Origin of the sequence: Staphylococcus sp. AtHG25 (assembly GCF_003217445.1) — a bacterium.
Taxonomy (GTDB): domain Bacteria; phylum Bacillota; class Bacilli; order Staphylococcales; family Staphylococcaceae; genus Staphylococcus; species Staphylococcus haemolyticus.
In genome coordinates this window covers 1-5,984 of the sequence record NZ_QJSN01000032.1, presented here as the reverse complement: position 1 = coordinate 5,984, position 5,984 = coordinate 1, and the positions used below count along the sequence as shown (strand labels likewise).

The 5,984-nt window shown below is 30.0% G+C and carries 5 protein-coding genes and 5 pseudogenes; 4 read left to right on the top strand and 6 right to left on the bottom strand.

Features of this window, described 5'->3' with window-relative positions; genetic code table 11:
• Window positions 1–128: pseudogene (locus BDW31_RS12125) on the bottom strand (IS6 family transposase); the annotation flags it as partial.
• 55 nt (window positions 129–183) lie between these two features.
• Between BDW31_RS12125 and BDW31_RS12120 the strand changes: the two are divergent.
• From BDW31_RS12120 to BDW31_RS12105, 4 genes and pseudogenes are all read left to right on the top strand, one after another.
• Window positions 184–468, top strand: a pseudogene (locus tag BDW31_RS12120) (hypothetical protein); the annotation flags it as partial.
• Window positions 469–552 (top strand): annotated as a pseudogene (locus BDW31_RS12115) (AAA family ATPase); the annotation flags it as partial.
• Between the two features lie 270 nt (window positions 553–822).
• Entirely contained in the window at window positions 823–1,518 is a 696-nt protein-coding gene (locus BDW31_RS12110) for an ABC transporter ATP-binding protein (RefSeq protein ID WP_002512557.1), read from the top strand.
• Entirely contained in the window at window positions 1,518–2,291 is a 774-nt protein-coding gene (locus BDW31_RS12105; RefSeq protein ID WP_053022575.1) for an ABC transporter permease, read from the top strand. The genes BDW31_RS12110 and BDW31_RS12105 overlap by 1 nt, the downstream gene beginning before the upstream one ends.
• Before the next feature lie 150 nt (window positions 2,292–2,441).
• Here the strand turns inward: BDW31_RS12105 and BDW31_RS12100 are convergent, their stop codons facing one another.
• The 5 genes and pseudogenes from BDW31_RS12100 to BDW31_RS12075 form a co-directional block, all read right to left on the bottom strand.
• Window positions 2,442–2,537 (bottom strand): type I toxin-antitoxin system Fst family toxin, encoded by a 96-nt coding sequence (locus BDW31_RS12100; protein ID WP_107365925.1) that lies wholly within the window; start codon window positions 2,535–2,537, stop codon window positions 2,442–2,444.
• A gap of 310 nt (window positions 2,538–2,847) precedes the next feature.
• Window positions 2,848–3,288 carry an NUDIX domain-containing protein gene (locus BDW31_RS12095; RefSeq protein WP_002476233.1) on the bottom strand — a complete coding sequence of 147 codons (441 nt, stop codon included), beginning with the start codon at window positions 3,286–3,288 and terminating at the stop codon, window positions 2,848–2,850.
• A 690-nt stretch (window positions 3,289–3,978) separates the two neighbouring features.
• Complete coding sequence (bioB, locus tag BDW31_RS12085) at window positions 3,979–4,965, bottom strand: biotin synthase BioB (RefSeq protein WP_019467634.1); 987 nt, start codon at window positions 4,963–4,965, stop codon at window positions 3,979–3,981.
• A 58-nt stretch (window positions 4,966–5,023) separates the two neighbouring features.
• A pseudogene (locus BDW31_RS12820) lies at window positions 5,024–5,290 on the bottom strand (aminotransferase class III-fold pyridoxal phosphate-dependent enzyme); the annotation flags it as partial.
• Between the two features lie 415 nt (window positions 5,291–5,705).
• Window positions 5,706–5,984: pseudogene (locus BDW31_RS12075) on the bottom strand (IS6-like element IS257 family transposase); the annotation flags it as partial.

Below are 5,984 nucleotides of genomic sequence, written 5' to 3'. Positions count from 1 at the left end.
TGAACGTTTACACCACGTTCCCTTAATATTTCAGATATATCACGATAACTCAATGCATATCTTAGATAGTAGCCAACGGCTACAGTGATAACATCCTTGTTAAATTGTTTATATCTGAAATAGTTCATACAGAAGACTCCTTTTTGTTAAAATTATACTATAAATTCAACTTTGCAACAGAACCTAAATTGGGCAGATGATAGATTTAGATATTATGTGATGAAGCAAGGTTCCAAACCTTATAAACTTGACGGTTTAGCTTACTCTAAAAACTATGCTAAAAGTTGGTTGAAACATTTACTGTCTTACATTATAGGTACTGGGATTTTACATTTAATTGTTTATTTAATTAATGATAAAAGTCGTACAGAAGCTATGGATGGTGTTATTCATATTTGGACAATTGTTATTATTATAGACTTAATTATTTGTATTTCATATTTTGTGTGGCCTCCAAAAAGAAATTAAATTATGGATATAAATGGTTTAGATAAAATAAGTACAGAAGTTGTAGAAACAGCTAGAGATAGTTTAGTTATAGGTATTCGATAATAGAAAAAGCAACGCATTTTAATATAGTGCGTTGCTTTTCTCATTTATTAGGTAAAATCATTCTCATATATCGAATAAAGTGACAGATTGCGATAATTTCAACAACTTATTTTGTATGATTAGGGTGTACCCTTAATAGTATAATCTTTTTGACAATATATACACTTTTTATAATTTAAATAGTATCAATATCACACAATACTATATATTTACAATTGTTTGTTTGATAATATTGATATATAAGTCACAAAACCAAAAAGGGGGAATACTATGGAATTATTAACTTTGAACGAAATTAGTAAAAATATCAAAAGTAAAAAAATTCTAAAAGATGTATCTTTCACACTAAACAGTGGCGATATTATTGGATTAGTAGGTGGAAATGGTGCAGGAAAGACAACATTAATGAAGGTTATTTTAGGTCTATCCAGCTATCAATCTGGAACTCTAAAATCACATACTTTAAATAAAAGTAATGATATAGGTGCTTTAATTGAAAATCCTGGATTATATCCATTTCTTACTGGTTTTGAAAATATGAAGCTTATTAATGAAGATAAAGACACAAGTAATATTCAGCAAATTGTTGATAAGTTAGAAATGAATGATTTTATACATAGTAAAGCAAAAACTTATTCATTAGGAATGAAACAAAAGCTAGGTATCGCTCTGGCACTTTTAAATCATCCTAAATTAGTTATTTTAGATGAACCAATGAACGGCTTAGATCCAAAAGCCGTAAAAAATGTGAGAGAGACGATTATAGACTTTAAAAATCAAGGTGTAACTTTTTTAATATCTAGTCATATTTTAAGTGAACTTGTAAAAGTTACAGACTCAATTTTAATTATTGATAAAGGTAAAATTATTAAAGAGACTACTATGGAAGAATTGAACCAATCAAATGAAAGTGATTTAGAAAATATATTACTTAATATTATTGATCAAAAGGGGGAACAATCATAATGGGCACTTTAATTAATCAAGAACTTTATAAGATATTTAAAAAGAAATCATCCATTATTATCCCAATTATAATATTTATTCTAATGATTGCTATGGCAGTTTTAAGTAATAATTATGAAGATATACTTAAGCCAGAATCACAGTTCAAACAAGGGTATACAGGATTTTCTTGGATCTTCTTCTTAATGATTATTCAAGCAGCAACCATAATCACTATGGAATTTCACTATGGTACAATTAAGAACTTACTTTATAGAAACTACTCAAGAATGAGTATTATTTTAAGTAAATTTAGCGCTTTATTTATTTATTCATTAGTATTATTTATTGTTACTACTTTGATAAGCTTAGGTTTAAAATTAGTGCTATTTTCTGATATGGATATTTTAAAACAATCTGGTGACAATTTATCACTGTTACAAGAGCACTTGTTAACTGCTTTAGCTACTTATATTGGTATGTGGTTAATATTGAGTTTAACATTATTAATTTCTTGCCTTTTAAAATCACCAGGTGTTTCGATTGCTGTAGGAATTGTCTTCTACTTTGCTTCTTCTGTTATTTCAGGCATACTCTTTGCGGCAATTGCTCAATGGGAATGGTTAAAATGGAATCCTATCAACATGTTAAATTTAAGTACACAAGTATTAGATAACGAAGTATTCAAAAAAATGACTAAACTAGAGTTACATGAACTATATATTGGGAACATTGTTTATATTATTATCTTTTTAGCATTAGTTATTTTCGCTTTTAAAAAGAAAAATGTATAATTTTAGATATGCAATTTTGCATTCCTATCCACTATGGTGTTATAATGTAATTAACAAATATGATGCTAAGCATGATAAACACCGAGCCCGATAACTATTCACAGTAGTTATCGGGCTCTTTTTGGGTGTATTGACTATGTCGTCGTTTAATTATCTATCACGCTTATTTAGCCAATAAGAAAATAGCGTGAGTATAACCCCTACTATTATAGGAGCTATTAAAGATACAAATATGATGCTGAACATGATGTCACCTCCTTCCATGCTAATTACAGCACAGAAGTAAAACGACGACTTTTATATTATATCATTTGTAAATACATAAGGGTTCCGAGGCTCAACGTCAATAAAGCAATTGGAATAAAGCAACTAATTTTGGTAATTTGATAAAAAAAGGAGGGGTATATTGAGTAAGTTTTTAAAATATTTAATTTCAGCTATTCTTTTCACAATTGGCACATTTATTTTAATTGGGTAATCGGAAAATAGTGTGGAATTTTTTATCTGAACCCCTCTTTTTACTAATCCCCCCGTTAACTTAACAAGGATTTACTTTTTAACGAATAAAAGCTAAGTCATCATTGGCAAGGGCGTCATTTAACCATTGAGGATGCATTTTCAATAAGTCTCTTGGTAAACTTTGTTGTTCAAAAAATTGAATTTCTTGTGACTCAGAAGAATTACATCGTAGTTCACCCCCAGTAATTTCAGCAAGAAAACAAGTTGTTATAAAATGCACTACTCTTCCATTTGGATAAGTAAAAACCTGAGAATCAGGCTCAGAGTACACACCTATAAGCTTTTTAATTCTAATATCTAAATTGGTTTCCTCTTTTATTTCTCTAATAGCTGCTTCAGAAACTGTTTCCCCTATTTCTATATGTCCTGAAGGAATACCCCAAAGTCCTACATCGGACCTTTTTTGCAACAAAACTTGGTTCTCCTCATTCAAAATAATAACTGCAACACCAGCTTTCAAATCATCGATCCTTTTCATACGATAAATACCTCCTAAATAATAAAAAAAGAGCCGAAGAGAAAGATTTCAACGCATAACAACTACGCTGAACCTTCCCCCTCGGACCTTTTATGTCAATAGGTGCCTTTTACATATTGTAAAAGATGTAGCCCTCGGTCACTGACCTACCTAGATAGCGGAACCCTAGCTACAGTTTTCTAGTTCATTTTTATGCTACCACAATTACTTAGAAAATAAAAGATACTCTTCAACTAGCCTGACCTTAGTTTAGCAAAAATCTACCAGCTATAATGTTTTTCCACACGATAATCCGAATACCCTTTTAATTTTTGTTTTTGATTACTTGAAGCTAACTCCCAATGATAGTGGTTTTCTTAGTAATTTAAGTAACTTAGAATTGTTTTCTTTTTTCAATACACCTGAATTTAATGGGCTTTTTGTTTTATGTTTATTTATTTCTGCTTTAATTCTTATTTTTGGTTTATTGAGTGGTTTTAAAAAAGAGAGTGGCTCCTAATTTTTACTCTCTTTTTTAATTTTTAGAAACGAGTTGAAAACGAGTTTCTTCTTGTCTTGATAATGATTGGAGGCGAAATTAATATCATTTTCCCATCTATAGGTATATCTTTACCACGAATGGATCCAATAGATTTAATCTCTCTATATAAACTTTCTTCTTGTAATTTTTAAAATCACTTTGTAAGGTCATTATACTCTTTCTTTCAGCTCATTATATCCAGAGTCGATTTCAAATCCCAAATCTTCTATCATCTTATAATCTAATTTATTAGGCTGTCCTCCAGTAATTAAGTAGTCTCCTACAAATATTGAATTTGCTGCCTTTAAAGCCAAAGGTTGTAGTGAACGTAAATTAACTTCTCTACCGCCAGCAATTCTAATTTCTTTAGATGGATTGACAATCCTAAATAGAGATATAAGTCGCAAGCACTTCATGGGTGTCAATTCATCCATTTCTCCAAACTTTGTACCTTTAATAGGATGTAAAAAATTAATAGGAATACTATCTGCATCTATTTCTTTTAAGGCAAAAGCCATATCAATAATATCTTGATTTGATTCTCCCATCCCACAAATCACACCAGAACATGGTGAAATATTATTTTCTTTCATAATTTCTATAGTATTTGTTCTGTCCTTATAAGTATGGGTAGTTACAACTTCTTCATGATAGTTTTCACTCGTATTTATATTATGGTTATATCTATCAACGCCAGACGCTTTGAGCTTCTTAGCTTGTTCATCATTAGTTAAACCAAGGCACGCACATACTTTCAGTTGAGGATGGTTTGATTTAATTTCTTCTACTGTTCTACTTATATGATCAATTTCTTTGTTACTAGGTCCTCGGCCGCTCATGACAATGCAATATGTACCTATGTTATTCTCGTTAGCTACTTTGGCTCCGCTAACAATTTGTTCTTCTGGTACTAGAGCGTATCTTTGCTTTTGTTTCATATCTCTAGATTGACCGCAATAACCGCAGTTTTCGGGACATATACCACTTTTAGCATTTAAGATCATATTTAATTTTACTTTTTTCCCATAATAATGTTTTCTTAATATGTAGGCTTCGTTCAATAAATCTAATGTATCTATATTAGGATTTTCATATATTTTCAATAACCTCTCTTTAGTTAAGATTTCTCCTTTTAAAATTTTTTCAGCTAAATTCATACTAATCATCCTTATCTAATATATTGTGTAGTGCTTTTTCAAAAATATTAACCATTTTTCAAATTTCTTTATTCAATATGCTTAAAATTGGAACAAAAGTAACAATAATTTCTAAAGCAATGGAACATACTATTTGGTTACCGGTGTAAGTATAGCTATGTAAAAATGCATTAACACCATGATTATCGCTTGAAAATGTTTTATAAATCTTTTGAGAATTTAAAGTAGCAGCTAAAGGTAAATCCCCCCGTAATCGTCTTACCTAGACACATGATAGCTAGCGCACATTTTCATGATTACAAGTAAACATTTCACCACTCTTTCCTATATCTGTATTAGTACTGATAATAAAACTAAGCGATCTAAATGTAAACTAAAAAAATGAAAATGTTTACATTTTGGGTGAAGCACTCCCATTAAATACAAAAATAAATCTGACATTTATCTAAAAAAGAGAGGCCTTAATTACTAATATTCCAAAAAACTTCCTAGAAACTCTTGAAGTTATTGTCAGACTTCTGGTTTGCATTTAACCCTACGTTTAAATAATGGTATGACCAAGAAGGGAAAATATACTTTATATATACTGTTGGTGATTTTAGTCAAATTTTAAATTAATGAATAATAATTTACTAACTTAAAGTTAAAAATTGAATTTTCTAAAGGTCGTAAGGTATATCTGGTTCTGTTGCAAAGTAAAAAAATATAGCTAACCACTAATTTATCATGTCAGTGTTCGCTTAACTTGCTAGCATGATGTTAATTTCGTGGCATGGCGAAAATCCGTAGATCTGAAGAGACCTGCGGTTCTTTTTATATAGAGCGTAAATACATTCAATACCTTTTAAAGTATTCTTTGCTGTATTGATACTTTGATACCTTGTCTTTCTTACTTTAATATGACGGTGATCTTGCTCAATGAGATTATTCAGATATTTCGATGTACAATGACAGTCAGGTTTAAGTTTAAAAGCTTTAATTACTTTAGCCATTGCTACCTTCGTTGAAGGTGCCTGATC